Source organism: Stenotrophomonas sp. TWI1151 (assembly GCF_039673135.1).
Lineage (GTDB): Bacteria > Pseudomonadota > Gammaproteobacteria > Xanthomonadales > Xanthomonadaceae > Stenotrophomonas.
Map to the genome: position 1 here is coordinate 283,367 of NZ_JBDJLA010000002.1, position 25,389 is coordinate 308,755.

Below are 25,389 nucleotides of genomic sequence, written 5' to 3' on the forward strand. Positions count from 1 at the left end.
TTGCGCGGGCCAGGGACGGCGGTGCCAGGCGGCACCGCCCGTGCATTACATGCGGAACACGCCGAAGTCGGTCTTCTTCGCCGGGGCGTTGAGGCTGGCTGACAGCGCCAGGCCCAGCACACGACGGGTGTCGGCCGGATCGATCACGCCGTCATCCCAGAGGCGGGCGCTGGCGTAGTACGGGTGGCCCTGCGATTCGAACTGCGCGCGGATCGGCGACTTGAAGCCGTCTTCTTCCTCGGCCGACCACTGCCCGCCCTTGGCTTCGATGCCGTCGCGCTTGACCGTGGCCAGCACGCTGGCGGCCTGCTCGCCGCCCATCACGCCGATGCGCGCGTTCGGCCACATCCACAGGAAGTTGGGCGAGTAGGCGCGGCCGCACATGCCGTAGTTGCCGGCACCGAACGAGCCGCCGATCACCACGGTGAACTTGGGCACCTTGGCGCAGGCCACGGCCATCACCAGCTTGGCCCCGTCCTTGGCGATGCCGCCGTGCTCATACTTGCGGCCGACCATGAAGCCGGTGATGTTCTGCAGGAACACCAGTGGAATGCCGCGCTGGGTACACAGTTCGATGAAGTGCGCGCCCTTCAGCGCGGACTCGGAGAACAGGATGCCGTTGTTGGCGATGATGCCCACCGGGTAGCCATGCAGGTGCGCGAAGCCGGTGACCAGGGTGTTGCCGTAGCGCGGCTTGAACTCATCAAAGCGCGAATCGTCGACCAGGCGCAGGATCACTTCGCGCACGTCGTACGGCTTGCGGGTGTCGGCCGGGATCACGCCGTACAGCTCGTGGGCCGGATGCCGCGGTTCCACCGGGGCCTGCACCGCCAGTGCCGGCTCGGGCTTGCGCCAGTTGAGCTGGGCGATGATCGCGCGGACCCGGGCCAGCGCCTGCAGGTCGTTGTCGGCCATGTGGTCGGCCACGCCGGAGATGCGCGTATGCACATCGGCACCGCCCAGTTCTTCGGCGGTGACCACTTCACCGGTGGCCGCTTTCACCAGCGGTGGGCCGCCGAGGAAGATGGTGCCCTGCTCGCGCACGATCACCGTTTCATCGCTCATCGCCGGCACGTAGGCGCCACCGGCGGTGCAGCTGCCCATCACGCAGGCGATCTGCGGAATGCCCTGCGCGGACAGGTTGGCCTGGTTGTAGAAGATGCGGCCGAAATGGTCGCGGTCCGGGAACACCTCGTCCTGCAGCGGCAGGAACGCACCGCCGGAATCCACCAGGTAGATGCAGGGCAGGCGGTTCTGCTCGGCCACTTCCTGCGCGCGCAGGTGCTTCTTGACCGTCATCGGGTAGTAGGTGCCACCCTTGACCGTGGCATCGTTGGCCACGATCACGCACTCCACGCCCGAGACCCGGCCGATACCGGCAACCACGCCGGCGCTGGGGATCGGGTCGCCATACATGCCGTGCGCGGCCAGCGGGGCGATTTCCAGGAAGGCGCTGCCCGGGTCGAGCAGGGCATCGATGCGGTCACGCACCAGCAGCTTGCCGCGTGCGGTGTGCTTGGCGCGTGCCGCTTCGCTGCCGCCCAGTGCGGTCTGCGCCAGGGTGGCGCGCAGGTCGTCGACCACCGCCTGCAGCGCGGCGCGGTTGGCCTCGAAGGTGTCGCTGCCCGGTTGCAGCTGGGTGCTCAATACGGTCATGGCAGGGCCCTTACTTGGTGCGCTGGAACAGTTCGCGGCCGATCAGCATGCGGCGGATCTCCGAGGTGCCGGCGCCGATTTCATACAGCTTGGCATCGCGCCACAACCGCCCGGTCGGGTACTCGTTGATGTAGCCGTTGCCGCCCAGGATCTGGATCGCCTGGCCGGTCAGCCAGGTGGCCTTCTCGGCCGAATACAGGATCGCGCCGGCCGCGTCCTGGCGCGTGGTGCGGCCCTGGTCGCAGGCGCGTGCCACCGCGTAGACATAGGCGCGGCAGGCGTTGAGGCCCACGTACATGTCGGCCAGCTTGGCCTGGATCAGCTGGAAGGTACCGATCGCCTCGCCGAACTGCTTGCGCTCGTGCACGTACGGCATCACCACATCCATCGCGGCGGCCATCAGGCCGAGCGGGCCACCGGACAGCACCACGCGCTCATAGTCCAGACCGGACATCAGCACCTTGACGCCACCGCCGACCACGCCAAGCACGTTGGCTTCGGGTACTTCGCAATCCTGGAAGACCAGCTCGCAGGTGTTGGAGCCGCGCATGCCGAGCTTGTCCAGCTTCTGCGCCGTGGAGAAGCCCTTCATGCCCTTTTCGATCAGGAACGCGGTGATGCCCTTGGCGCCGCCATCCGGATCGGTCTTGGCATAGACCACCAGCACATCGGCATCCGGGCCGTTGGTGATCCACATCTTGTTGCCGTTGAGCACGTAGTGATCGCCGCGCTTGTCCGCCCGCAGCTTCATCGAGACCACGTCCGAGCCGGCGCCCGGTTCGCTCATGGCCAGCGCGCCGACCAGCTCGCCGCTGCACAGGCCGGGCAGGTAGCGCTTTTTCTGATCTTCATTGCCGTTCTTGCGCAGCTGGTTCACGCACAGGTTCGAGTGCGCACCGTAGGACAGCGCGATGGCACCGGAGGCGCGCGAGATCTCTTCCATCGCCACCACATGCGCGAGGTAGCCCATGCCGCTGCCGCCGTATTCCTCTTCCACGGTCAGGCCGAGCAGGCCCTGTTCGCCGAGCTTGCGCCACAGCGCATTGGGGAACAGATTCTCTTCGTCGGCCTGGGCCGCCAGCGGGGCGATTTCAGCGGAGGCAAAATGGGCCACGCTCTGGCGCAGCAGGTCGATCTCTTCGCCGAGATCGAAGTTCATGGTCGGGACGTGCATGGGCGACTCCGCAACAACAAGGGATGGGACGCGCCGGGAGGGATGGACGGGCTGACAGGGCCGTCCCGCGGGCGATGTACCCCCAGCGTAGCCGGGTTCGACAAAGAAGTGAACACAAATTCAAAAATTGAACATAGAATCAACAAATGGCCTATAAACGCTCCGCCCTGATGGAAGAACGCCTTGCCGGCGCCCGTGAACGCATCCTGCTGGCGACCCGTGTGCTGGTGGCGGCCGGCGGCTACCGCAACGCCCCGGTGACCGCGGTGGCGGCCGAAGCCGGGGTCTCCACCGGCCTGATCTACCGGCACTTCCCCTCCAAGGCCGAACTGTTCGTGGAGGTGCTCACCGCCGCCGTCGAGCACGAGCTGCGCATCTTCGAGGCGATCGCGGCCGAGCCGCTGCCCGCGCCGGAGCGCCTGCGCCGGGCGATCACCGCCTTCGTGCGCCGCGCGCTGGCCGGGCCCGGGCTGGCCTATGCCTTCATCGCCGAGCCGGTCGATCCGGAAGTGGAAGCCGAGCGCATCCGCTGCCGCCGTCTGTTCGGCGATGTGTTCCGGCGCATCGTCGCCGATGGCGTGGAGGCAGGCACCTTCCCGCCGCAGGACACCCATGTCGCAGCGGCCTGCATCGTCGGCGCGTTCACCGAGGCGCTGGTCGGCCCGACCGCACTGAGCCGCGACGCGCACGGCGACGAAGATGCGCTGGTCGAGTCGATCTGTGTTTTCTGCCTGCGTGCCGCGGGCGCCTGAGCCGCGCCGATGCTGCATTGCGACACCCGGCGGTCGCTTGCGCAGCGCCGCCGACGCTGGTCATACTCGGCCGACAAGCCGTGGTCCAACGACTACCAGCCAGGGGTATAGAGAGTGCGGAATTACGACCTCGAGTTCCTGAAACGCTTTTCCATGGTCATCGCGCTGCTGATGGCCATCACACTCGGCCTCATCATCTTTGCGGCCTACCTGCATACCAGCATTCCCCCTGAAGTCTCGCCGATGGCGGCCAAACGTACCGAGCAGCGCATCGCGCCGGCCGGTGCGGTGTACGCCGGCAGCACCGGTGCCGCCGCGCAGGCCGCCGCCCATGCCGCCGCGCTGGTCAAAGCCGCCTCGCAGGTCGCCTACGGTGGCACCACCGACGGCAAGGTGATCTACGACAACCTCTGCACCGCCTGCCATACCAATGGCGTCGGCAAGGCGCCGACGCTGGATCACGGGCATTGGGATGCGCGCATCGCCCAGGGCAAGGACACGCTCTACAAGCACGCAGTGGAGGGCTATACCGGCCCGGACGGTGGCATCATGCCGCCCAAGGGCGGTAATCCGGCGCTGACCGAGGAGCAGATCCATGCCACGGTCGATTGGATGCTCGCCAACCTGAAATGACGGCTTTGCCGGATCAGGCCACCGACGCCGCCGAAGGGCGGCGTTTCACTTTATGTGGTTAGCCTTGTCGCACTTCCCTGGAGTCCCGCTTCCGATGCGCCGTACCCCCCTCGTGTTCGCTCTCGCGCTGGCGTTGTCCGGCGCGGTCCATGCCGCCCAGCCGCAGCCCGCCACCTCGCCGCAGGCGCGCCCGGCGCCGACCACGTCGGCCACGGTCACCCTGACCGCGCCGCCCACCGACTGGCGCACGCTGGATGGCCAGCAGGTCCGCATCGCCGCGCCGCTGACCCTGGCCGGCACCGATGGCCTGTCGCGCTTTGGTGAGTTGACCGTGGCCTTCGGTGGTCGCCTGTGGCAGCCGAGCGAAGTGGCCGCACCCGGCACCGCCGGGCATGCCCAGGTGGTGGCCGACAACCTGCATCGCCGGCTGGTGCTGGACGATGGCAGCGACGCCCGCGATCCCGGCCCGGTGGCCTACCTGCCGGCGGCCGCGAACCTGCGTACCGGCATGGTCCTGCGCAACGTTGAAGGCATCGTCCGTATCGATCCCAAGGGCAACACCCGCCTGCAGGTGACCCGCCCGCTGAACCTGCCGGCGCTGGAGCGCCCGGCCGTACCGGTGGTGGCCGGGGCTCTGCACGTGGCGGCGTTCAACCTGGAGAACTTCTTCAATGGCGACGGCCAGGGCGGCGGTTTCCCGACCCTGCGTGGCGCCCGTACCCTGGCCGAACACCAGGCGCAGAAGACCAAGCTGGTCGCCACCATCAACGCGCTCGGCGCCGATGTCGCCGCGCTGATGGAACTGGAGAACGATGGCTACGGCCCGCAGTCGGCGATCGCCCAGCTGGTTGATGCGCTCAATGCGGACCGGGGCCAAGGTGCCGACTGGCGTTTCATCGATGCCCGGCAGGGCCCGGGTGACAACCCGATCCGGGTCGGCATCATCTATCGCGCCTCGCGCGTGACCCCGGTCGGCGCCCCCGCCGTGCTGGAGAAGGAGCCCTTCGGCGAGCGCAGCCGCGTGCCGCTGGCGCAGGCCTTCCGTGCGGGCAAGGGCGCGCCGTTCGTGGTCGTGGCCAATCACTTCAAATCCAAGGGCTGCTCCGAAGCGACCGGCGCCGATGCCGATCAGAAGGACGGCCAGGCCTGCTGGAATGCCACCCGGGTCGCCTCGGCCACGCTGCTGGACCAGTGGCTGGCGACCGATCCCACCGCTGCGGGCACCCGCGATGCGGTGCTGCTGGGTGACTTCAACGCCTACGCGATGGAAGACCCGATCCGCACCCTGCACGCGGCCGGCTGGCGGGATGCGTTCGCGGTGGCGAAGGTCGAACGGCCTTACAGCTATGTCTACAACGGCATGACCGGCCGGCTGGACCATGCGCTGTTGAGCCCGGGCATGGCCAAACGCCTGCGCGCGGCCGCGGAGTGGCACATCAATGCCGATGAGGCCGACGATGTCGGCTACCGCGACCGCAACGAAGCGGGCCCGTGGCGCAGCTCGGACCATGATCCGCTGCTGCTGGGGTTTGATCGCTGATACCGCACGGGTGCGCCGGCACGCCCGGCCACCGTCGCGTTGCCCGGGTAGTGCCGGCCGCTGGCCGGCACCGCATCAACCAGTTACCACGTGCCCCACGCGATCAACCCGATCGCCACCACGGCCAACCCCAGGCCCACCCGGTTCCACACACTGGTGCGCTCGCCGAAACCGACGATGCCCACCAGCGCGCCCAGCACCACCACGCCGATGTTCATGCCGGCGAACACCACCGCCGGGCTGTCCGGCAGATGCTGGTGGGCGCGCACGTAGAACAGGATGTTGCCGAAGTTGAGCAGCCCGAGCAGGGCGCCGCCGACCCCGTTGCGCCACTGCAGGCGGGCGATGCCGCGCAGGTGACGCCATAGCTGCAACGCCAGCATCAGCACGAAGGCCAGGCTGAAACTGGCCAGCAGCGCGGCCATCGAGGGCGTGCCCGACAACGCCACCTTCTTGAGCAGGATGTCCACCAGGGCATAGCCCACCCACACCGCCAGCAGCCACGGCCAGGCCCGCCCGCCAGTGGGCTCGGCCGCACCGGCGCGCGGGCGCACGCTGATCCCCAGGATCGCCAGCAGGCCCAACCCCAGGCCGGCCAGCTTCCAGCCGTTGGCGGTCTCCCCGAACACCAGGAACGCGGCCAGCAGCGAAAGCAGGAGTGACAACCGCTGGGCCACGTCGCTACGCACGATCCCGGCGCGGGTGACCGCGCGGGCCATCATCAGGAAGATCGCCGGCAGCGCCAAGGCCAGGCAGAGCAGGGCGGCCCACGGCGCATGCGCGGTCTGCAGTGACGCCAGCGAGGGCTGCAGCAGCACCGCGCTGAGCACGCTGGCGACCAGATAATTCCACGTCACCACCTGCGGCATGTCCAGCCGCTGGCGCGGCGCCAGCTTCAGCAGGACCGAGACCAGCACGCTGCAGAGAACGCTGAAAACCAGAAAGTGCATGTACGGATCCGGCGGGGCGGCGGTGAAGCACGCGGAGGGACGGTATTATGACGCCATGCACAATCCCCCATTTCCCCAAGAAAGCGGTGCGCTGACGCTGGACGGACCGGTCGGTCCGCTGGATGTCGTGGTTGATCTGCCCGAGGCCGATGTCGCGGTGCAGCCGGTGGTGGCGATCGTCTGCCATCCGCTGTCCACCGAGGGCGGCAGCATGCACAACAAGGTGGTGACCATGGCCGCGCGCTCGCTGCGCGACCTGGGCATCGCCACCGTGCGCTTCAACTTCCGCAGCGTCGGCGACTCGGCCGGCACGTTCGACAACGGCGTGGGCGAACAGGACGACCTCAAGGCCGTCGCCGCCTGGGTCCGTGCGCAGCGGCCGGGCCAGGCCCTGTGGCTGGCCGGTTTCAGCTTCGGCGCGTACGTCTCGCTGCGCGCGGCGGGCGACCTGCAGCCGACCACGTTGATCTCGATCGCGCCGCCGGCCGGGCGCTGGGACTTCGAGGGCATGCAGCCGCCGGCCCAGTGGCTGGTGATCCAGGGCGAGGAAGACGAGATCGTCGACCCGCAGGCGGTCTATGACTGGCTGGACAGTATGGATGCACCGCATGAACTGGTGCGCATGCCCGATACCAGCCACTTCTTCCACCGCAAGATCGTCGACCTGCGCGGCGCGCTCATCCATGGCGTCAAGCAGTGGCTGCCCAACCCCGCCCCCGACGCGGCATGAGCGACACCGTGATGACCCCGTCGCAGCGCTACGCCGATGGCGTGGCCCGGGGCGAATGGCAGAACGACCCGGCCCAGCACGCCGCCCTGGCCGAGCTGGATCGCATCCATCTGGCGCTGGTCGACAGCGCCCAGGACGGCTGGCTGGACCGCCTCTCCGCATTCTGGAAGAAGCCCGAGCCGGTCAAGGGCCTGTACTTCTGGGGCGGGGTGGGGCGCGGCAAGACCTTCCTGGTCGATCTGTTCTATGACGGCCTGCCGATCGAACAGAAGTACCGCACCCATTTCCATCGCTTCATGCGCGGCATCCACGAGCGCCTGCGCGAGCACCAGGGGCAGAGCGATCCGCTGGCGAAGATCGCCCAGGAGTGGCGCAGCAAACTGCGCGTGCTGGTGCTGGACGAATTCTTCGTCACTGACATCGGCGATGCGATGCTGCTGGCGCGCCTGCTCGAACGCATGTTCGCCGAGGGCGTGACCCTGGTGACCACCTCCAACACCGCGGTGGAAAACCTGTACCTCAACGGCCTGCAGCGCGACAGCTTCCTGCCCGCGATCGGGCTGCTGCAGACCTACTGCGTGGAACTGTACGCCGAAGGCACCGAGGACTACCGCATGCGCGCGCTGACCCGCTCGCCGGTGTACCAGTCCCCGATCGATGCCGGCAGCGATGCCTGGCTGGCCGGCCGCTGGGCCGAGCTCAGTGGTGGGCAACCGGCCAAAGCGGGCAACATCGAGATCGAGGCGCGCAAGATTCCGGTGCGCGGCCGCGGCAAGAGCATCGTCTGGTTCGATTTCAAGGCGCTGTGCGAAGGCCCACGCGGCCCGTCGGATTACATCGAGATCGCGCACGAGTTTAACACCGTGCTGCTCGGCGACATCCCGCACTTCGACACACTCAACGAAGATGCCGCGCGCCGCTTCGTCAACCTGATCGACGAGCTGTACGACCGCCACGTCAACCTGGTCTGCACCGCAACCGATTCACCGGTCGGGCTGTATTCGGGCATCCGCCTGCAGGGCGCGTTCGAACGTACCGCCTCGCGCCTGATCGAAATGCAGAGCGCCGAGTACCTGGGCACCCCGCACCGCGCGTAAATCCACGCCGGGCCTGGACAGGCCGTGATGTAGATCCACGCCATGCGTGGATAGGCCGTGCAACGTAGATCCACGCCATGCGTGGATGCGCTCTACAACGGCGGCAACACCAACGCGTCCCCGCGCGGCTGTTCGTGCGCGATCGGCGCGGCCGCGTCCTCGTTGCGGTCCATCACCATCATTGCCAGCGGCCTGCCCTGGTAGCGCACCTCCAGCGACTGCTGGATCGCGTCCAGCGCCAGCACCTGCGTGCACAGCGACTGGGCCTGCGCCTCCAGCGCCTTGCCACGCAACTCCATGCGGTGCTCCAGGTCGGCCTCCATCTTCTCGGCGCGCGCCTCGATCCGGCCAGAGCCGCCGGTCAGCATCGTCCACAGCACCCCGCGGGCAAGCGAGGCCGACATCGACTCGGCCGCCTGCTCGATGCGCGCCTCGAACTGCTCGCCGAACAGGTCCTGCTCCCAGATCCCGCGGCCCAGCGTACGGCCAACGTATTCGTGGGCATCCCTGCGCAGCCCTTCCACCTCGCGCGCCTTGCGGCCGCTGCCGGTCATGATCTCCACCGTCGCCCCCAGCGCATCGAAGGCGATGTCCGTGGCCTCGCCGGCCACCCCGGCCACCGCAGGCACCAGCTGGCGGGTGCCCCATTCGAGCTGGCGCAGGCGCTGGGCATCGGCGTCACTGACCGGGATCGGCTGGCGATCGATGTTCAGCTCGCCATCGTGGAAGAAAATCTCCGCCGGCAGCTGCTCGCGGTTGCGCAGCCAGATCCCGCCGCTGTCCACCAGCACGTTGTAGGGCGTGCTCACCCCGCACTGGCGCGAGGAGAGGGCCGGCGCCTTGGTCTGGCCATCGGCGGCGGCGGTGCCGGTGCCGGCCAGGGTCAGGCCCAGCAACAGACATCCAGTCAGGGGCAGGCGCATGGTCGCGTTCATATGAAAGGAGACGCGTTGGAGCGTCGCACCCCGGGGCGGCCCCGGCGCGGGTCGGAAGTCACCCTGACCGGCGGCCATTCGTTAGGGCCATGTGAGGCCGCTGTTCCGTTTTTCGCGCCCCTGCGTCGCATCCGGCACCGGCGTTTTGGCCTTGACTGCGCACTCGCTTTCGACAGGTCCAGACCGTTCGTCGGACGCCTTTCCGGCCCGGTCCTTGCGCCGCAAGGGATTAGGGAAATTCACTACATTTGGCGTTGACGACACCTGGTACCCCCACTATCTTGTGGCCGTCGGTACCGCCGACCACAAGTCGACGGGCGTATCGCCTTCACGCCGATGGCCTGAAGACCTACTGACAACCGCACGAAGTACAGCGTGTGGTGCCGGTCGCAGGATTCTCCGGGGGGAGAGGACCGGTGACGCAGGGGAACCGCCCGCAGGCTTGCCTGCCCGGGTCGCGGCTCCTGCGACGCCGATAGTCCACCCTGAGCATCTCTGCATCGGTTCCGGCGCCTGCCAGGCAGACCCACGCTGCACCACCCCAAATCACGCCAAGAGGAAAACGCCGTGAGCACCGAAACCAGCGCAGCTATCGATAAGGAAAGCGAATTCCTGCTGACCTCGCCGCCCACGGCGACCGCCATGAGCGTCACCAAGCGCAATGGCACGACCGAACTGGTGGACCTGAACAAGATCGTGCGCGCCGTACAGCGCTGCTGCGAAGGTCTGCATGCGGTGGATCCGATGCGCGTTGCGACCCGCACCATCTCCGGCCTGTATAACGGCGCGACCACCCAGGAGCTGGACGAACTGTCCATCCGCACCTCGGCGCTGCTGATCGGTGAAGAACCCGAATACGGCCGCCTCGCCGCGCGCCTGCTGGCCAACTTCATCGCCAAGGAAGTGTCCGGCCAGGAAATCCATGCGTTCTCGCAGTCGGTCGGCCGCGGCCACGAAGTCGGCCTGATCAACGCACGCCTGCTGGAGTTCGTGCAGGTCAACGCCCGCAAGCTCAACGACGCGATCGATCCGTCGCTGGACCTGCATTTCGATTACTTCGGCCTGCGTACCCTGTACGACCGGTACCTGCTGCGTCATCCGCACACCCGCAAGGTGATCGAGACCCCGCAGCAGTTCTTCCTGCGCATCGCCAGCGCCCTGAGCGAAGACGTGCCGGAAACCCTCGCGCTGTACAAGCGCATGGGCAATCTGGATTACCTGCCCTCCAGCCCGACCCTGTTCAACTCCGGCACCACGCATGAGCAGCTGTCCTCGTGCTTCCTGCTGGATTCGCCGCAGGATTCGCTGGAGTCGATCTACGCCAAGTACGGCGATATCGCCCAGCTCTCCAAGTTCAGCGGCGGCATCGGCGTCAGCTACAGCCGCGTGCGTTCGCGTGGTTCGCTGATCAAGTCGACCAACGGCCATTCCAACGGCATCGTGCCGTGGCTCAAGACCATGGATTCGTCCGTGGCCGCGGTGAACCAGGGCGGCAAGCGCAAGGGCGCGGCCTGTGTGTACCTGGAAACCTGGCACGCCGATATCGAGGACTTCCTCGAACTGCGTGACAACACCGGCGACGAATCGCGCCGTGCGCACAACCTGAATCTGGCCAACTGGATCCCCGACCTGTTCATGCAGCGCGTCGAGGCCGACCAGGAATGGTCGCTGTTCGATCCGAGCGTGGTGCCCGAGTTCACCGATCTGTTCGGCGAAGCGTTCGAGCAGGCCTACCTGCAGGCCGAAGCCCAGGGCAAGGCCCAGCGCACCATCTCCGCACGCAAGCTGTACTCGCGGATGATGCGTACCCTGGCCGAGACCGGCAACGGCTGGATGACCTTCAAGGACAAGTGCAACCGCGCCAGCAACCAGACCCTGCGTCCGGGCAACGTGATCCACCTGTCCAACCTGTGCACCGAAATCCTGGAAATCACCTCGGCCGAAGAGACCGCGGTGTGCAACCTGGGCTCGATCAACCTGGGCAATCATTTCGACGGCCACGGCGAGTTCGATTTCGAGAAGCTGGCCGACACCGTGCGCCTGGCCGTGCGTCAGCTCGACCGCGTGATCGACCTGAACTTCTACCCGATCGAAACCGCCCGCCGCGGCAACCTGCGCTGGCGTCCGGTCGGCCTGGGCTGCATGGGCCTGCAGGACGTGTTCTTCCGCAAGCGTCTGGCCTTTGACAGTGCCGAAGCCCGCGCGCTGTCCAGGCAGATCGCCGAAACGATCTACTTCCACGCGCTGGAAACCTCGTGCGAGCTGGCCCAGGAACGCGGCAAGCACCCGTCCTTCGCCGACACCCGTGCGGCCAGCGGCGAGCTGCAGTTCGATGCCTGGAACGTGGTGCCCGAAGACACCGCCCGTTGGGACGCCCTGCGTGAGCGCATCAAGGAACACGGCCTGCGCAACTCGCTGCTGATCGCGATTGCCCCGACCGCGACCATCGCCTCGATCGCCGGTTGCTACGAGTGCGTCGAGCCGCAGGTCTCCAACCTGTTCAAGCGCGAAACGCTGTCCGGCGACTTCCTGCAGGTCAACCGTTACCTGGTGAACGAGCTGAAGAAGCTCGGCCACTGGACCCCGGAAATGCGCGACGCGATCAAGCTGGCCGAAGGCTCGATCCAGGGCATCACCCAGATCCCGGAAACGCTGCGCCACATCTACCGCACCGCCTGGGAACTGCCGATGCGTTCGCTGATCGACATGGCCGCCGACCGCGGCGCGTTCATCGACCAGTCCGCCTCGCTCAACCTGTTCATGGAAAGCCCGAACATCGGCGCGATGTCCTCCATGTACATGTACGCCTGGAAGCAGGGCATCAAGACCACGTACTACCTGCGTTCGCGCCCGGCGACCAAGATCGCCAAGACGACCGTCAGCAGCTACACCCCGGTCGAAGCCGTCGCCTGCTCGCTGGAAAACCCGGAAAGCTGCGAGGCGTGCCAGTAACCAAGGCGTGCCGGCCCACCGGGCCGGCACCGCCGGGTGCACGGACGGAAAATCACACATTCGGTAGCTACCGACCGTTGGTCGGTAGTCGCCAAGAAGGACGAAACACCATGGCCGACAAGCCGACTCAAATGCTGCTCGATCCAGGTTTTGAACTGACGTTGCGCCCGATGCGCTACCCGCAGTTCTATGACATGTATCGCAACGCGATCAAGAACACCTGGACGGTCGAGGAAATCAACTTCCAGATCGACATCAGCGACCTGCACGGCAAGATGTCGCCGGGTGAGCGCCACCTGATCCACCGCCTGGTCGCGTTCTTCGCCACCGGCGATTCGATCGTGTCCAACAATCTGGTGCTGAACCTGTATCAGCATCTGAACGCGCCGGAAGCGCGCATGTACCTGTCGCGCCAGCTGTACGAAGAAGCGCTGCACGTGCAGTTCTACCTGACCCTGCTCGACAACTACCTGCCCGATCCGGACGAGCGCGCCAAGGCGTTCGACGCGGTGGAGAACATCGACTCGATCAAGAAGAAGGCGGACTTCTGCTTCAAGTGGATCGACTCGATCCAGAACCTGAAGCGCATCGAGACCCGTGACGAGCGTCGCCAGTTCCTGCTCAACCAGATCTGCTTCGCGGCGTGCATCGAGGGTCTGTTCTTCTTCGCGGCCTTCGCGTACGTGTACTACTTCCGTTCGCGCGGTCTGCTCAACGGTCTGGCCTCGGGCACCAACTGGGTGTTCCGCGACGAGAGCGCGCACATGGAGTTCGCCTTCGAGTGCGTGGACGTGATCCGCGAGGAAGAGCCGGACCTGTTCGACGATGCGATGAAGCAGGAGGTCTACGACATGCTGGCCGACGCGATCGAGTGCGAAGTGCAGTTCGCCGAGGACGTGCTGTCGGGCGGCGTGGCGGGCATTTCGACGCGCGACATGCGCCAGTATCTGCAGCATTGCGCGGACAATCATTTCCATCGCCTGGGCATGGAGAAGAAGTACAACGTGCGCAATCCGCTGAGCTTCATGGAGCTGCAGGACGTGCAGGAGCTGACCAACTTCTTCGAGCGTCGTTCCTCGGCCTACCAGGTGGGCGTGAAGGGCGAAGTGTCGTTCGACATGTCGTTCTGATCTGACGCTCACGTCGTGATTTCGAAAAGCCCCGGACATGTTCCGGGGCTTTTTGTTTGCGCTCTGCTTGCTTGAGCGTTGAAGCGTTGAGGCAACAGCGTTGGCGTCCGGATGCTGCGAGTAGAAGTGACCCGGGCAGGCGAATGCTGGACCCGCCGTAAATACGTCCGTGCAGGCTCGTGGGCCGCATCCATGCGGCCGAACGGTCCTGCATTCGCCTACCCGGGTCACGTCCCATGGATCTTCCATTGCGGTTGGAAAGGCGGTTGCTACCAACGTGCGCTGACTATCAATGAAGACCTTGGTATCAACACGTCGTGTAGAGCCGAGCCATGCTCGGCTGCTCTTCCTCTCCCACACCACGTCGCGTAAGCACTCGCCAAAGCCGCTCTCCCCACCGCGCATAAGCAAACTATCTAGAGGAGGTCGGGGGTCCCTTTGCAGGACCGTTAAGCGGCATGGATGCCCCCCTGTCGTATCATCCGCGCCATCCCACAGCATTCCCGGCCCCCGCCATGACCCCGATCCCCGAAACCATCCCGCCCATCGAAGTCCGCATGGCCGAGATCGTGTTCCCCAACCACACCAATCACCTGGGCACCCTGTTCGGTGGCCAGGCGCTGGCATGGATGGACAAGGCGGCGTTCCTGGCCGCGGCCCGCTACTCGCGCCGCACCGTGGTCACCGCACGCTCGGACCAGGTCGATTTCAAGCTGCCGATCCGCATCGGCCAGATGGTGGAGACCGTCGGCCGCATCGTGGAAGTCGGGCGCAGCTCGATGAAGGTGGAGGTTGAACTGATCGCCGAAGACCTCCACACCGGTGAGCGCAAGCTGTGCACGCGCGGACACTTCGTGATGATCGCGCTGGATGCCGACGGCCATCCGACCAGCGTCCCGTCGCTGCCGGGTGACATCCCGGGCCCGTAAGCGGCCAGCGATTGCCTCTCCGCACCTGCGCCCCCATCTGCTGATCATGAGCACACCCCTCGCCGAGTTCATCGACCGCGCCCAGCGCCTGTTCGTGTTGACCGGCGCGGGCTGCAGCACCGATTCGGGCATCCCGGATTACCGCGATGCCGATGGCCAGTGGAAGCGGACGCCGCCGGTCACCTACCAGGCCTTCATGGGCGAGCTGGCCACCCGCCAGCGCTACTGGGCGCGCAGCCTGCTGGGTTGGCCCCGGTTCGGCTGGGCCCAGCCGAACGGCACGCATGCTGCGCTCGCCGCGCTGGAAGCCCGTGGCCAGGTCGAGCTGCTGCTCACCCAGAATGTCGACCGTCTGCATCAGCGGGCGGGCAGCGAGGCGGTGATCGACCTGCATGGGCGGCTGGACCAGGTGCGCTGCATGGGCTGCGAAGCGCGCACCCCGCGCGAGGCATTCCAGCACCGGCTGCTGGCGCTCAACCCCGGCTGGGAGCATCTGGAGGCCGGACAGGCGCCCGACGGCGATGCCGATCTGGAGATGGATTTCTCCGCCTTCCAGGTGCCGGCCTGCCCGGCATGCGGCGGGGTGCTCAAGCCGGACGTGGTGTTCTTCGGTGAAAGCGTGCCGCGCGAGCGGGTCGCCACCGTCCACGACCATCTGCAGCGGGCCGATGCGGTGCTGGTGGTCGGCTCCTCGCTGATGGTCTATTCCGGCTTCCGCTTCGTGCAGGCCGCGGCCCAGGCCGGGCTGCCGATCGCCGCGCTCAACCGCGGCCTTACCCGCGCCGACGCGCTGCTGAGCCTGAAAGTCGACCAGTCCTGCGCCGACGCGCTGGCCTTCCTGCTGCCAGGAACCGCCGCCGCCTGAGCCGCTACGAAACACTGATCCATTGGCACGGTTGCCTCCGCCGCCGCACAGGAGTGCAATGGCGCCCGGTTCCATTTCCTCTTCCCGAGTTCCCCCCTTGAGCCAGCTCTTCTCCTCCATCCCCTTCGGTCCGCTGACCCTGCCCAACCGCATCGTGATCGCGCCGATGTGCCAGTACTCCTGTGTCGACGGCCTTGCCAACGACTGGCACCGCATCCATCTCGGGCAGCTTTCGCAGTCCGGCGCCGGCCTGCTGATCCTGGAAGCCACCGCCGTGCTGCCGGAAGGCCGCATCAGCTGGGCCGACCTGGGCTTGTGGGATGACGCCACCGAAGCCGCGCTGGCCTCGGTCGTGGCCTCGGTCAAGCAGTGGTCGCCGATGCCGCTGGGCGTGCAGTTGGGCCATGCCGGGCGCAAGGCCTCGGTCAACAAGCCCTGGGAAGGCGGCGGTGCGATGGACCCGTCCGATCCGCGTGCGTGGCCCACGGTCGCACCGTCCGCGCTGCCGTTCGCCAAGACCGACCCGACCCCGACCGAACTGGATCTGGCCGGCATCGATGCCGTGGTCGAGGCTTTCGCGGCCGCCGCCCGTCGCGCAGAGCGCGTCGGCATGGACCTGATCGAACTGCACGCCGCGCACGGCTATCTGCTGCACCAGTTCCTGTCGCCGCTGAGCAACCGCCGCGAGGACGACTACGGTGGCTCGCTGGAAAACCGCATGCGCCTGCTGGTGCGCGTGTTCGATGCCGTGCGTGAGGCCGTCTCGGACCGCATCGCGGTGGGTGTGCGCATCTCCGCCAGCGACTGGGTGGCCGGTGGCTGGGATATCGAACAGACCACGACCCTGGCGCACGTGCTGGATGCGCGCGGCTGCCAGTTCCTGCACGTCTCCAGCGGTGGCAACGACCCGCGCCAGCAGATTCCGCTGTCGCCGGGCTACCAGGTGCCGTTCGCGCAGGCGATCAAGGCGCACAAGCTGCGCATGCCGGTCATCGCGGTGGGCCTGATCACCGAGCCCTCGCAGGCCGAATCGATCCTGCGCCATGGCCATGCCGATGCGATCGCGCTGGCCCGCGGCATCCTCTACGACCCGCGCTGGCCGTGGCATGCCGCCGCCGCACTGGGCGATTCGGTCGCTCCGGCACCGCAGTACCTGCGCTGCGAACCGCGCGAAGCCCGCGGTGTGTTCATCGCGCCGGAACGCTGACACGCTGACGGTAGTGCCGGCCGTTGGCCGGCATCCGGGTGACCCTGTGCTCAGCCGACATCCACCCGCCACGCCGGCGGCAGCCCCTCGATGATGTGCTGCATCAGCGCCCGCACCTTCGGGGTCAGATCGCGGCGATCGCTGACGCACAGGAACAACCGCATCGGCTCCGGTGAGGCCTGGGTGCTCTGCGCATCGCCGGGTTCGAACAGCGCCTGCAGCTCGCCGCGCGCGAGATAGGGCGCGGCCACGAACGCCGCCAGCCGGGTGATGCCGCCGCCGGCCACCGCCATCGCGGCCAGTGCATCGACGTCATCGCTCACCAGCGCCGGGGCCACCTCGGCATCGAAGCGCATGCCGTCGCGGACGAAGCCCCACGGCAGATAGCGCCCGTCCAGCGGGTAGCGCAGCAGCAGGCAACGATGCTCGCGCAGCGCCTCCGGTGTGAGCGGAATCCCGGCCCGCGCGAGATACGACGGTGCCGCGCAGAACACGAACGGCACCTGCGCGATCGGCCGCGCCACCAGGCCTTCCTCCAGCTGCGGTTCGATCCGGATGCTCACGTCCACGTCTTCGTGCGCGTGGTCCACGCTGCGGTCGGTGAGCAGCAGCTCGATCGCCAGGCGGCGGAAGCGGGCCTGCAGCGCGGGCAGCAACGGGGCCAGCGCGTGGCGGCCGAACGCGGTGCTGCTGGCGATCCGCAACCGTCCTTCAGGCGTGGCATCGAGGTCGGTCACGGCGGCCTGGGCGCGCTGCAGGTCGCGTTCGATGTGGCGCACCTGGGCCAGGTACAGCGCACCGCGCTCGGTCAGGGCCAGGGTACGGGTGGTGCGGTTGAGCAGGCGCACGCCCAGATGCGCCTCCAGCCGGGCGATGTTCTGCCCGACCGCCGCCGGGCTCACCCCAAGCGTGCGCGCGGCCGCAGCCAGGCTGCCCGCGTCGGCGGTCCGGATGAAGCTGCGGATTGACTGGAGAATGTTCATGCTGGCCGCCATTCTCGCGCTCCATTGGAAAGAATTTCTTTATAAAGCCCCAAGTCCATCCGGTCTACCCGCCCTGCGGCCCCCTGCTTATCGTGCCTGTCCCGCAACCGCCAGGTTGCCCGCTCGCCCGGCTCTGTTGCCCGGGCGACGCCGCTTCCGCGCTGTGCCGCCCCCGCTGCCGTCGCGTCCTGCGCACGGCCTGGCCGCCTTCCCCGGAGATGACATGAACCCAGCGCTCGCCCCCCTCGATACCGACCCGCAGGAAACCCAGGAATGGCGTGAGTCGCTGGAGGCGGTCATCCACGCCGCCGGCCGCCCGCGCGCGCATTACCTGATGGACCAGCTGACCGAGCTGGACACGGCCCGCCATGGGGATCTGCATGGCCGCGTCTGGACGGCGTATACCAACACCATTCCGGTCGAGCGCCAGCCGGCCTATCCGGGCGATCTCGGCATCGAGAGCCGCCTCAACGCGATGATCCGCTGGAACGCGATGGTCATGGTGCTGCGCGCCGGCAAGCACTCCAACGTGGGTGGCCACATCGCCACGTACCAGTCCGCGGCGGTGCTGTACGACGTCGGCTTCGATCACTTCTTCCGTGGCCGTACCGACACCTTCGATGGCGACATGATCTACATCCAGGGCCACTCGGCGCCCGGCATCTACGGCCGCGCATTCGTCGAAGGCCGCATCGCGCCCGAACGCATGGACAACTTCCGCCGCGAATCTGATCGCGATGGCCTGTCCTCCTATCCGCACCCGCGGCTGATGCCGGACTTCTGGCAGTTCCCCACCGTCTCGATGGGGCTGGGCCCGCTCACCGCCGCCTACCAGGCGCGTTACATGCGCTACCTGGAATACCGCGGGCTGAAGGAGCACCAGGGCCGCAAGGTATGGGCCTTCCTTGGCGATGGTGAAATGGACCAGCCCGAATCGCTGGCCGCCATTTCTGTGGCCGGCCGCGAGCGCCTGGACAACCTGGTGTTCGTGGTGAACTGCAATCTGCAGCGGCTGGACGGCCCGGTGCGCGGCAACGCCAAGGTGATCCAGGAACTGGAAGGCACCTTCCGCGCCGCCGGCTGGAACGTCATCAAGGTCATCTGGGGCGGCGGCTGGGATGCGCTGCTGGCCAAGGACCGCACCGGCCTGCTGCGCCAGCGCATGATGGAATGCGTGGATGGCGACTATCAGACCTTCAAGTCGCAGAACGGTGCCTACGTGCGCGAGCATTTCTTCGGCAAGTATCCCGAACTGCTGGCGCTGGTCGCGGAGATGAGCGATGACGAGATCTGGGCGCTTGCGCGCGGCGGTCACGATCCGCAGAAGGTCTATGCCGCCTACGCGCAGGCCGTCGCCGGCAACGGCCGGCCGAGCGTGATCCTGGCCAAGACGGTCAAGGGGTTCGGCATGGGCGAGGCCGGTGAAGGCCAGAACATCAATCACCAGCTCAAGAAGATGAGCGCCGATGCCGTGCGTGCGTTCCGTGATCGGTTTGATCTGCCGGTCAGTGACGACCAGCTGGAAGACATGCCGTACCTGCGCCCCGCGCCGGGCAGTGCAGAGGCGCGCTATTTCGCACAGCGCCGCCAGGCCCAGGGCGGCCAGCTGCCGGCGCGGGTGACCCACGTCGATCCGTTGCCGGTGCCGGCGTTGTCGGCGTTCGCCACCCAGTTGCAGGGCAGTGGCGAACGCGGCCAGTCCACCACGATGGGCTTCGTGCGCATCCTCACCACGCTGCTCAAGGACCCGGAACTGGGCAAGCTGATCATTCCGATCGTGCCCGATGAATCGCGCACGTTCGGCATGGAAGGCCTGTTCCGCCAGATCGGCATCCACTCCTACCTCGGCCAGCTGTACACGCCGCAGGATGCCGGCCAGCTGAGCTATTACAAGGAAGCCAAGGACGGCCAGATCCTGCAGGAAGGCATCAACGAATCCGGCGCGATCTGCTCGTGGATCGCCGCCGGTACCGCCTACAGCAACCACGGCCTGGCCACGATTCCGTTCTACATCTTCTACTCGATGTTCGGCCTGCAGCGCGTCGGTGACCTGGCCTGGGCGGCTGCCGATGCACGCACTCGCGGCTTCCTGCTCGGCGCCACCTCCGGCCGCACCACGCTGATGGGCGAGGGCCTGCAGCACGATGACGGCCACAGCCACGTGCTGTCCTCGGTGATCCCCAGCTGCGTGTCCTTCGATCCCACCTACAACTTCGAACTGGCGGTAATCATCCAGGACGGCCTGCGCCGGATGTACGTGGACCAGGAGGACATCTACTACTACATCACCGTGCTCAACGAGGCCTATCCGCACCCGGCACTGCCGGAAGGCAGCGAAGCGGGCATCCTCAAGGGCCTGTACCTGCTGCACCCCGCTGCCGCCGACAGCGACCCGGCGCTGCGTGTGCAGCTGATGGGCAGTGGCGCGATCCTGCGCGAAGTGGAAGCCGCGGCCACGCTGCTGCAGCAGGATTTCGGCATCGCCAGCGATGTGTGGAGCGCCACCAGCCTCACCGAACTGCGCCGTGATGGCCTGGCGGCCGAGCGCTGGAACCTGCTGCACCCCGTGGAGGAGCCGCGGGTGCCGTATGTGCACCAATGCCTGGCCGCGCACCCGGGCCCGGTGATCGTGGCCACCGACTACATGAAGATCGTCGGCGACCAGATCCGGCCCTTCATCGACGGCCGCCGCTTCACTGCGTTGGGCACCGATGGCTTCGGCCGCTCGGATACGCGCGAGTCACTGCGTACGTTCTTTGAAGTGGACCGCCACTTCATCGTGCTCGCCGCGCTCAAGTCGCTGGCCGATGACGGCCGGATCGAACGCGGCCAGCTGCAGGTGGCGATCGACCGGTACGGCATTGATGTGGAGAAGGTGGACCCGGCGGCGGTGTAGGGGCTGGGCCACTGCCCTTGGTTGCATCTGAGAGCATCGACCGCAGCCCGGCGGTGCTCGCTTACACTGGCCGGATGCGCCCCGATTCCATCCTCACCCTCTCATGCCCGGACCGTACCGGAATCGTCTACCGTGTGTCCGGCCTGCTGTTCGAGCTGGGCTGCAACATCCTCGATGCCCAGCAGTTCGGCGACGACGAGAGCGGCCGGTTCTTCCTGCGCGTGCATTTCGATCGTGCCGCCGAGCGGTCACTGGGCGATGTGGAAGCCCGCATGGCCACCCTGGCCGCCGAGTTCGGGATGGACTGGCAGCTGCATGACGCCCGCCGCCGCGCACGGCTGCTGGTGCTGGTGAGCAAGCAGGGGCATTGCCTCAATGACCTGCTGTTCCGCGCGCACAGCCGGCAGCTGCAGGTGGATATCGCGGCGGTGGCCTCCAATCACGAGGACTTCGCTGCCCTGGCCGGCTCCTATGGCGTGCCGTTCCATCACCTGCCGGTCAACGCGGACAACCGCGCCGTGCAGGAGCAGCAGATCATCGATCTGGTCGAGCGCGAGCAGATCGACCTGGTGGTGCTGGCGCGTTACATGCAGATTCTGTCGCCGCGCCTGTGCGAGGCCTTGGCCGGGCGGGCGATCAACATCCACCACAGCTTCCTGCCCAGCTTCAAGGGCGCGCAGCCGTATCACCAGGCGCACGCGCGCGGGGTCAAGATCATCGGCGCGACCGCGCACTATGTGACCCCGGATCTGGACGAAGGCCCGATCATCGAACAGGACGTGGCGCGCGTGGATCACGCGATGACGCCGCGCGACCTGGTGCGGCTGGGCAGCGACACCGAATCGCAGGTACTGGCCCGCGCGGTACGCCGGCATGTGGAGCACCGCATCCTGCGCAACGGGCATCGCACCGTCGTCTTCCGCTGACCGGTAGGTACCGACCGTTGGTGGGTACGACGCTCCGGTAGTGCCGGCCGCTGGCCGGCTCATCGCACGCCCCAAACGGTATCGGGAGCCGGCCAGCGGCCGGCACTACCAGCGCACGGCCAGCACCCGCCGATCGTTCTTTGATCCGGTAGGTACCGACCGTTGGTCGGTACGCCGTTCCGGCTGGCGCCCGGGTTCGCCCGTCAGATAACCGCGATCTTCGCCTTGGCCAACGCCTCGCGCACCATCCCATCGTTGGCCTCGGTCACCGGCCGGGTCAGGTCCCACAGGAACTTCACCCGGAACCCGGATTTCATCGCGTCCTGCGCGCTCCACAGCACGCAGTAATCGCGCGCCAGGCCGCACACATGTACCTCGCGGATGCCGCGCTCATGCAGCCAGCCGGCCAGGCCGGTGGCGGGGCGGGTGCCGTCGGGACCATGGTTTTCACGGAAAGCACTGTATGAGTCCACCTCGCGCCGGGTGCCCTTGCGCAGGATCAGGTCAGCCACCGTCCAGTCCACGCCCGGATGCAGCACGGCGCCATCGCTGCCCTGCACGCAGTGGTCCGGCCACAGGGTCTGCGGCTGGGCGTGCAGCAGGATCGCTTCGAACGGCAGATGCCCCGGGTGCTGGCTGGCGAAGGAGGCGTGGTCGGCCGGGTGCCAGTCCTGGGTCGCCACCACGGTGGCGTACCGGCGTTCGGCCAGCAGGGCGGCAATGTCCGGCACGATCGCATCGCCGTCCACGCAGGCCAGTGCGCCACCGGGCATGAAGTCCGGCTGCAGGTCGATCACGACCAGGGCGACATCGGCGGGGTAACGGCTCATGGCGGCTTCACGGCTGTAGGGGCGCCCAGTCTAGCCGACGCCCCTGCAGCGGTCAGTCGGCGTCGTCCTGCTTCGAGGTGCCATCGCCGTAATACAGCACGCCCAGCTTGATCCGCTCGCGCCCGGTCTCGCGGCGGTGGCGGTTGGCGTCGCGCAGCGAGTACACGCAGCCGCAGTACTCCTGCTGGTAGAACTGCTCGCGCTTGCTGATCTCCACCATCCGCGCGGCGCCGCCGCCCTTGCGCCAGTTGTAATCCCAGTACTGGAGGCCCGGATAGTGCGCGGCGGCGCGGTGGCCGCAGTCGTTGATCTGGTTCATGTCCTTCCAGCGCGAGATGCCCAGCGAGCTGCTGATCACCGCAAAGCCGTTCTCATGCGCGTAAAGCGCGGTGCGCACGAAGCGCATGTCGAAGCACATCGTGCAGCGGATGCCGCGCTCTGGTTCGTTCTCCATGCCGCGGGCGCGCGAGAACCAGGTGTCGGTGTCGTAGTCGGCGTCGACGAACGGCACGCCATGCTTCTCGGCGAAGCGGATGTTCTCCTGCTTGCGCAGTTCGTATTCCTTCACCGGGTGGATGTTGGGGTTGTAGAAGAAGATCGTGTAGTCGATGCCGGAGGCGGTGATCGCCTCCATCACTTCGCCCGAGCACGGCGCGCAGCACGAGTGCAGCAGCAGCTTGGTGTGGCCGTCGGGCAGGGACAGGGTGGGGCGGTCGATCGGTGTCAGGTCATGCGGGTTCATGCGTTTCTCGTCGACCCCACCGCCGGCAACGGCGGCGATGGGGTCCTTGGGTCAGTCTACAAAGGGCCGATCAGGCGGCGTTGGCGTCGGCGGTTTCCTCGCGCAGTTCGCGCGCGGCGGCCACCAGTGCTTCCAGCGCGGCACGGGTTTCCGGCCAGCCGCGGGTCTTCAGGCCGCAATCCGGATTGACCCAGATCTGCTCGGGACGCAGCACTTCGGCGGCCTTGCGCAGCAGGGCCAGCATCTCGGCCTTGTCAGGCACGCGGGGGGAGTGGATGTCGTACACGCCCGGCCCGATCTCGTTGGGATACTGGAAGCGCACGAAGGCATCCAGCAGTTCCATGCGCGAGCGCGAGGTTTCGATCGAGATCACGTCCGCGTCCATTGCGGCCACCGAGTGGATGATGTCGTTGAACTCGGAATAGCACATGTGCGTGTGGATCTGGGTCGCATCGCGCACGCCGCTGGCGCTGATCCGGAAGGCTTCCACCGCCCAGTCCAGGTACTCGCGCCATTGCGCACGGCGCAGCGGCAGGCCCTCACGGATGGCCGGCTCGTCGATCTGGATCACGCCGATGCCGGCCGCTTCCAGATCCGTCACTTCATCGCGCAGGGCGAGTGCGATCTGGCGGCAGGTGTCCGCCCGGGACTGGTCATCGCGCACGAACGACCACTGCAGCACCGTCACCGGCCCGGTCAGCATGCCCTTCATCGGCCGCTGCGTGAGCGACTGCGCATACTGCGACCAGCGCACTGTCATCGGCTGCGGACGGGTCACATCGCCGAAGATCACCGGCGGCTTCACGCAGCGCGAGCCGTAGCTCTGCACCCAGCCATTCTTGGTAAAGGCAAAGCCATCGAGCTGCTCGCCGAAGTACTCGACCATGTCGTTGCGCTCGAACTCGCCATGCACCAGCACGTCCAGCCCGATCTGTTCCTGCACGCGCACGCAGTGCTCGGTCTGGGTGGCCAGGAACGCATCGTAATCCGCATCGGAGAGCTTGCCGGACTTGTTGCGGGCGCGGGCCTCACGCACCTCCAGCGTCTGCGGGAACGACCCGATCGTGGTGGTCGGGAAGCGCGGCAGCTTCAGCGCGGCGGCCTGGGCCAGGTGGCGTTGCGGGTAGCGGCTGTGGCGCTGTGCATCGGCCGGGGTCAGCGAGGAAAGACGCGCGGCGACGGCCGGGTTGTGCACGCGCGGCGAACGACGGCGCGATTCGATGCACGCACGCGAATGCGCGAGCGGTGCCTCGGCACGCGCCGGCGCATCGATCGCGTCGGCCAGCACGCGCAGCTCGCCGAGTTTCTGCTTGGAGAACGCCAGCCAGCTGCGCAGTTCGTCGTCCAGCTTCTTTTCGTGGTCCAGATCGACCGGGCTGTGCAGCAGCGAACACGATGGCGCCAGCCACAGCGCATCGCTGCCGACATGACCGTGCGCGTAGCGCGCCAGCACCAGGGCGTTGTCCAGGTGGGTGCGCCAGATGTTGCGGCCGTTGACCAGCCCGGCCGACAGTACGCGACCGGCCGGCAGCGCCTTGATCACCGCATCGAGCTGTTCCGGCGCACGGACCAGATCCACATGCAGGCCATCGACCGGCAGCGAGGCAGCCAGCGCCAGGTTGTCTTCCAGCGCACCAAAGTACGTCGCCACCAGCACCTTGGGGCGGGCGACCTGGCCCAGCACCGCATAGGCGTGCTCGAACGCGGCCCGCGTGGCCTCGTCCAGGTCCTGCACCAGCAGCGGCTCATCCAGCTGCACCCACGCCGCGCCGGCGGCCTTGAGTTCGCCGAGCAACTGCACGTACACCGGCAGCAGCGCATCGAGCAGGTCCAGCGCGTTGCTGCCATCGGTGGTCTTGGACAGCCGCAGGAAGGTCACCGGCCCGATCAGCACCGGGCGGGTCTCGATCCCCAGCGCCTTGGCCTGGCGGTACTCGGCCAGCGGCTTGTCGCCGCGCACCGCGAAGGTCTGGCCGGCGTGCAGTTCGGGCACCAGGTAGTGGTAGTTGGTGTCGAACCACTTGGTCATTTCCAGCGCATGCAGGTCGATGCCATCGCGCTGCAGGCCCCGCGCCATCGCGAAGTAGCCGCTCAGCGGTTCGGCATCGGCGAGCGCGCGGTAACGGGCCGGGATCGCATCGAACAGGAAGGCCGCATCCAGCACCTGGTCATACAGGCTGAAATCATTGCTCGGCGGCACATCCACGCCGGCCTCGCGCTGCAGCTGCCAGTGGCGTTCACGCAACTCGGCCGCGGTGTCCTGCAGCGACGCGGCGCTGCTCTCGCCGGACCAGAAGGCTTCGAGCGCGCGCTTGAGTTCGCGCTTGGCACCGATGCGCGGAAAACCCAGGGTGGTAACAGTGGTCATTGGAACGTGTCCTCATTGCGTAGGGGCATTGAGGAACGAAGGAACCGCGCGCCGTCCGGGGCCTTGCAGCCCGTTCCGCCCCGCCAGCGACCTT

20 protein-coding genes are annotated in these 25,389 nt (G+C 67.2%); 12 read left to right on the forward strand and 8 right to left on the reverse strand.

All coding sequences use genetic code 11. The features are described 5' to 3' along the window. Nucleotides 1-45: 45 nt before the first annotated feature. Nucleotides 46-1,656 carry a carboxyl transferase domain-containing protein gene (locus ABE422_RS05365; protein WP_070426393.1) on the reverse strand — a complete coding sequence of 537 codons (1,611 nt, stop codon included), beginning with the start codon at nt 1,654-1,656 and terminating at the stop codon, nt 46-48. A gap of 10 nt (nt 1,657-1,666) precedes the next feature. Next, nucleotides 1,667-2,830, reverse strand: a complete 1,164-nt coding sequence (locus ABE422_RS05370; RefSeq protein WP_121044350.1) for an isovaleryl-CoA dehydrogenase — start codon at nt 2,828-2,830, stop codon at nt 1,667-1,669. Between the two features lie 146 nt (nt 2,831-2,976). Between ABE422_RS05370 and ABE422_RS05375 the strand changes: the two genes are divergently transcribed. The 3 genes from ABE422_RS05375 (at nt 2,977) to ABE422_RS05385 (ending at nt 5,755) form a co-directional block, all read left to right on the forward strand. After that, complete coding sequence (locus tag ABE422_RS05375) at nt 2,977-3,582, forward strand: TetR/AcrR family transcriptional regulator (RefSeq protein ID WP_121044348.1); 606 nt, start codon at nt 2,977-2,979, stop codon at nt 3,580-3,582. A 114-nt stretch (nt 3,583-3,696) separates the two neighbouring features. Beyond that, complete coding sequence (locus ABE422_RS05380) at nt 3,697-4,215, forward strand: c-type cytochrome (RefSeq protein WP_070474313.1); 519 nt, start codon at nt 3,697-3,699, stop codon at nt 4,213-4,215. A gap of 94 nt (nt 4,216-4,309) precedes the next feature. Continuing rightward, on the forward strand, nt 4,310-5,755 hold the full coding sequence (locus ABE422_RS05385) for an ExeM/NucH family extracellular endonuclease (RefSeq protein ID WP_313208900.1): 1,446 nt from the start codon (nt 4,310-4,312) through the stop codon (nt 5,753-5,755). An 83-nt stretch (nt 5,756-5,838) separates the two neighbouring features. Here ABE422_RS05385 and ABE422_RS05390 read toward each other — a convergent pair whose 3' ends face one another. Continuing rightward, the gene (locus tag ABE422_RS05390) at nt 5,839-6,705 is read right to left on the reverse strand and encodes an EamA family transporter (protein WP_346482613.1); all 867 of its coding nucleotides are present in this window, start codon (nt 6,703-6,705) and stop codon (nt 5,839-5,841) included. A 55-nt stretch (nt 6,706-6,760) separates the two neighbouring features. Here ABE422_RS05390 and ABE422_RS05395 point away from each other — a divergent pair, with 55 nt between their 5' ends. Beyond that, nucleotides 6,761-7,435 carry a CocE/NonD family hydrolase gene (locus tag ABE422_RS05395; protein ID WP_313208898.1) on the forward strand — a complete coding sequence of 225 codons (675 nt, stop codon included), beginning with the start codon at nt 6,761-6,763 and terminating at the stop codon, nt 7,433-7,435. After that, a complete protein-coding gene (gene zapE / locus ABE422_RS05400) occupies nt 7,432-8,532 on the forward strand; it encodes a cell division protein ZapE (RefSeq protein WP_313208897.1) in 1,101 nt (366 codons plus the stop codon). The genes ABE422_RS05395 and zapE overlap by 4 nt, the downstream gene beginning before the upstream one ends. A gap of 92 nt (nt 8,533-8,624) precedes the next feature. Here the strand turns inward: zapE and ABE422_RS05405 are convergent, their stop codons facing one another. Beyond that, nucleotides 8,625-9,455, reverse strand: coding sequence for a DUF2884 family protein (locus tag ABE422_RS05405; protein ID WP_346465424.1), 831 nt, complete (start codon nt 9,453-9,455; stop codon nt 8,625-8,627). A 579-nt stretch (nt 9,456-10,034) separates the two neighbouring features. Between ABE422_RS05405 and ABE422_RS05410 the strand changes: the two genes are divergently transcribed. From ABE422_RS05410 to ABE422_RS05430, 5 genes are all read left to right on the forward strand, one after another. Then, nucleotides 10,035-12,419, forward strand: a complete 2,385-nt coding sequence (locus ABE422_RS05410; protein WP_313219878.1) for a ribonucleoside-diphosphate reductase subunit alpha — start codon at nt 10,035-10,037, stop codon at nt 12,417-12,419. Between the two features lie 110 nt (nt 12,420-12,529). Continuing rightward, on the forward strand, nt 12,530-13,549 hold the full coding sequence (locus tag ABE422_RS05415; protein WP_313208894.1) for a ribonucleotide-diphosphate reductase subunit beta: 1,020 nt from the start codon (nt 12,530-12,532) through the stop codon (nt 13,547-13,549). Nucleotides 13,550-14,064: 515 nt separating this feature from the next. Next, nucleotides 14,065-14,478 carry an acyl-CoA thioesterase gene (locus ABE422_RS05420; RefSeq protein ID WP_019184839.1) on the forward strand — a complete coding sequence of 138 codons (414 nt, stop codon included), beginning with the start codon at nt 14,065-14,067 and terminating at the stop codon, nt 14,476-14,478. Between the two features lie 46 nt (nt 14,479-14,524). Continuing rightward, on the forward strand, nt 14,525-15,343 hold the full coding sequence (locus ABE422_RS05425) for an NAD-dependent protein deacetylase (RefSeq protein ID WP_313219880.1): 819 nt from the start codon (nt 14,525-14,527) through the stop codon (nt 15,341-15,343). Between the two features lie 58 nt (nt 15,344-15,401). Then, nucleotides 15,402-16,550: an NADH:flavin oxidoreductase/NADH oxidase gene (locus ABE422_RS05430; RefSeq protein ID WP_313208892.1), complete on the forward strand. Its 1,149-nt coding sequence runs from the start codon at nt 15,402-15,404 to the stop codon at nt 16,548-16,550. Nucleotides 16,551-16,600: 50 nt separating this feature from the next. On the opposite strand, the gene ABE422_RS05435 is transcribed toward ABE422_RS05430, so the two are convergent. Next, on the reverse strand, nt 16,601-17,533 hold the full coding sequence (locus ABE422_RS05435) for a LysR substrate-binding domain-containing protein (RefSeq protein ID WP_313208891.1): 933 nt from the start codon (nt 17,531-17,533) through the stop codon (nt 16,601-16,603). Between the two features lie 223 nt (nt 17,534-17,756). Here ABE422_RS05435 and aceE point away from each other — a divergent pair, with 223 nt between their 5' ends. Both aceE and purU read left to right on the forward strand, forming a co-directional pair. Beyond that, the gene (gene aceE / locus ABE422_RS05440) at nt 17,757-20,429 is read left to right on the forward strand and encodes a pyruvate dehydrogenase (acetyl-transferring), homodimeric type (RefSeq protein ID WP_313219881.1); all 2,673 of its coding nucleotides are present in this window, start codon (nt 17,757-17,759) and stop codon (nt 20,427-20,429) included. A gap of 74 nt (nt 20,430-20,503) precedes the next feature. Then, a complete protein-coding gene (gene purU / locus ABE422_RS05445; protein WP_313219882.1) occupies nt 20,504-21,355 on the forward strand; it encodes a formyltetrahydrofolate deformylase in 852 nt (283 codons plus the stop codon). Between the two features lie 203 nt (nt 21,356-21,558). Here the strand turns inward: purU and pncA are convergent, their stop codons facing one another. The 3 genes from pncA to metE form a co-directional block, all read right to left on the reverse strand. Next, nucleotides 21,559-22,185: a bifunctional nicotinamidase/pyrazinamidase gene (gene pncA, locus ABE422_RS05450; RefSeq protein ID WP_313208888.1), complete on the reverse strand. Its 627-nt coding sequence runs from the start codon at nt 22,183-22,185 to the stop codon at nt 21,559-21,561. A gap of 52 nt (nt 22,186-22,237) precedes the next feature. Then, nucleotides 22,238-22,927, reverse strand: coding sequence for an epoxyqueuosine reductase QueH (locus tag ABE422_RS05455; protein WP_313208887.1), 690 nt, complete (start codon nt 22,925-22,927; stop codon nt 22,238-22,240). 70 nt (nt 22,928-22,997) lie between these two features. Next, nucleotides 22,998-25,295, reverse strand: coding sequence for a 5-methyltetrahydropteroyltriglutamate--homocysteine S-methyltransferase (metE, locus tag ABE422_RS05460; protein ID WP_346482614.1), 2,298 nt, complete (start codon nt 25,293-25,295; stop codon nt 22,998-23,000). Nucleotides 25,296-25,389 lie beyond the last annotated feature (94 nt).

Coding starts and splice junctions, on each gene's coding strand:
- ABE422_RS05365 (WP_070426393.1), bottom strand. CDS start 1,656: ATGACCGTATTGAGCACCCAGCTGCAACCGGGCAGCGACACCTTCGAG.
- ABE422_RS05370 (WP_121044350.1), bottom strand. CDS start 2,830: ATGCACGTCCCGACCATGAACTTCGATCTCGGCGAAGAGATCGACCTG.
- ABE422_RS05375 (WP_121044348.1), top strand. CDS start 2,977: ATGGCCTATAAACGCTCCGCCCTGATGGAAGAACGCCTTGCCGGCGCC.
- ABE422_RS05385 (WP_313208900.1), top strand. CDS start 4,310: ATGCGCCGTACCCCCCTCGTGTTCGCTCTCGCGCTGGCGTTGTCCGGC.
- ABE422_RS05390 (WP_346482613.1), bottom strand. CDS start 6,705: ATGCACTTTCTGGTTTTCAGCGTTCTCTGCAGCGTGCTGGTCTCGGTC.
- ABE422_RS05395 (WP_313208898.1), top strand. CDS start 6,761: ATGCACAATCCCCCATTTCCCCAAGAAAGCGGTGCGCTGACGCTGGAC.
- zapE (WP_313208897.1), top strand. CDS start 7,432: ATGAGCGACACCGTGATGACCCCGTCGCAGCGCTACGCCGATGGCGTG.
- ABE422_RS05405 (WP_346465424.1), bottom strand. CDS start 9,455: ATGCGCCTGCCCCTGACTGGATGTCTGTTGCTGGGCCTGACCCTGGCC.
- ABE422_RS05415 (WP_313208894.1), top strand. CDS start 12,530: ATGGCCGACAAGCCGACTCAAATGCTGCTCGATCCAGGTTTTGAACTG.
- ABE422_RS05420 (WP_019184839.1), top strand. CDS start 14,065: ATGACCCCGATCCCCGAAACCATCCCGCCCATCGAAGTCCGCATGGCC.
- ABE422_RS05425 (WP_313219880.1), top strand. CDS start 14,525: ATGAGCACACCCCTCGCCGAGTTCATCGACCGCGCCCAGCGCCTGTTC.
- ABE422_RS05430 (WP_313208892.1), top strand. CDS start 15,402: ATGGCGCCCGGTTCCATTTCCTCTTCCCGAGTTCCCCCCTTGAGCCAG.
- ABE422_RS05435 (WP_313208891.1), bottom strand. CDS start 17,533: ATGAACATTCTCCAGTCAATCCGCAGCTTCATCCGGACCGCCGACGCG.
- aceE (WP_313219881.1), top strand. CDS start 17,757: ATGAACCCAGCGCTCGCCCCCCTCGATACCGACCCGCAGGAAACCCAG.
- purU (WP_313219882.1), top strand. CDS start 20,504: ATGCGCCCCGATTCCATCCTCACCCTCTCATGCCCGGACCGTACCGGA.
- pncA (WP_313208888.1), bottom strand. CDS start 22,185: ATGAGCCGTTACCCCGCCGATGTCGCCCTGGTCGTGATCGACCTGCAG.
- ABE422_RS05455 (WP_313208887.1), bottom strand. CDS start 22,927: ATGAACCCGCATGACCTGACACCGATCGACCGCCCCACCCTGTCCCTG.
- metE (WP_346482614.1), bottom strand. CDS start 25,295: ATGACCACTGTTACCACCCTGGGTTTTCCGCGCATCGGTGCCAAGCGC.